The sequence below is a fragment of the Chlorogloeopsis fritschii PCC 6912 genome (assembly GCF_000317285.1).
Lineage (GTDB): Bacteria > Cyanobacteriota > Cyanobacteriia > Cyanobacteriales > Nostocaceae > Chlorogloeopsis > Chlorogloeopsis fritschii.
Genome location: NZ_AJLN01000158.1, coordinates 1 through 1,455, shown reverse-complemented (window position 1 = coordinate 1,455; position 1,455 = coordinate 1). Strand labels below are relative to the sequence as shown.

The window sequence follows — 1,455 nt, the reverse complement described above, 5'->3', positions numbered from 1 at the left end:
TCATATAGCTTACTGTTGCGTTCGCTCCAGTAAACTAAATCTCCATCAAAAGGTGATTTATTTCCTTTAACTTTGATGTGGCGGTTTTCGGAGTAAGGAACTGTTGGGAAGGCTTTATCCAGGAGTTTTTTGCTAGATAGGCGGTCAAGTTTAGTTTCTTTGTTGAATACCTTGAAGGTTCTGTATTGTATGTGATAGAGGTTGAATTTAGAACTGTCCATCTTACAGAACTTGTGGTATTGTCTCCATCCTCTGACTATCGGAGCTAATTTCTTAGCTTTTTCGTGAGCACCATAATTCGAGTTATTGACAATTTTCTTGACTTTCTTACGGAATGCTTTAAAGTTTTCCACTGAGGGAGAACTTCTAAATTTTCCATTTTGCTGTACTTTGAAGTGCCAGCCGAGAAAATCAAATCCGGTAGTCGAAGCGGTTAGTTTTGTCTTTTTCTCGCTTAGGTTTAGTCCTCTTTCTGCTAGGAATTGGCTGATATTATCAAGTATTTCGTTTTCGTCGGATTCTGGTCGGAGGAAAAAAACCATATCATCGGCATATCGAACGCAGGCGTTAACAATATCCTTTTCGGGGGTAGTTGCTGTGATTTTGCGTCCTTTATTTGTGTGATATTTATGTATTTCTTCTATTCCATTAAGGGCGATATTAGCTAGTAGTGGACTCACCACCCCACCTTGACAAGTACCTTGTTCTGGAAATTCGGGGTTGATTCCGGCTTTTAGGCATCGGAATATACCTAATTTTAGCCTTTGAGGGGCAATAAGGTTGGACATAATGGAGGAGTGATTAATCCGGTCGAAGCACTTTTCTATATCTAGCTCAAGGATTCTCTTGTTGATGCCGTTGGAGCTTGATTTGAGATTTTGAAAAACCTGCTTGTGAGCATCATGGGCAGAGCGCCCAGTTCTAAATCCATAGCTATTAGCATGGAAAGTTGCTTCGTGTGCTGGCTCTAATGCGTACTTAGCTAGACATTGCCAAGCTCTATCTGCAATAGTTGGCACTTTTAGGTATCTGATGGAACCGTCTTTCTTCGGTATTGGTATCTGTCTAAGCTTGTTGTGATACCAATTTGACTGCCTTAATCGCAGTTCGAGGCTGAATCTTTCCTCATGGGTTAAGGCGGTTTTGCCATCGATACCCGCTGTCTTTTTACCAGCATTTAGCTGTGTTACTTGACGAATTGCCAGAAACCTAGCCGCACGAGATTTTAGGATAAGCTTTTGTAATTGACGCGCTTTGCGCTTATCGCCAACTCGAACAGCTTTGAACACTCTTCTTTGTAAGCGGAAAATGTTCGCCCGGAATTTCTTCCAAGGTAATGATTTCCAAGATTCACTAGCAGTTTTGCTGTGCCTAATCATGCTCTACTCTAAATTGCGTTTTCTAAATACCTCAGAGCAGTTACGCTCTGTCCTACTCGATGCAAAGGGGTTCCGT

General features: G+C 41.6%; 1 protein-coding gene. It reads right to left on the bottom strand.

What is annotated here, in order from left to right; all coding sequences use genetic code 11:
* Window positions 1-1,379: reverse transcriptase domain-containing protein (locus UYC_RS0134885; RefSeq protein ID WP_016879855.1), on the bottom strand; the 1,379-nt coding region annotated here is incomplete at its 3' end.
* Between the last annotated feature and the right edge of the window lie 76 nt (window positions 1,380-1,455).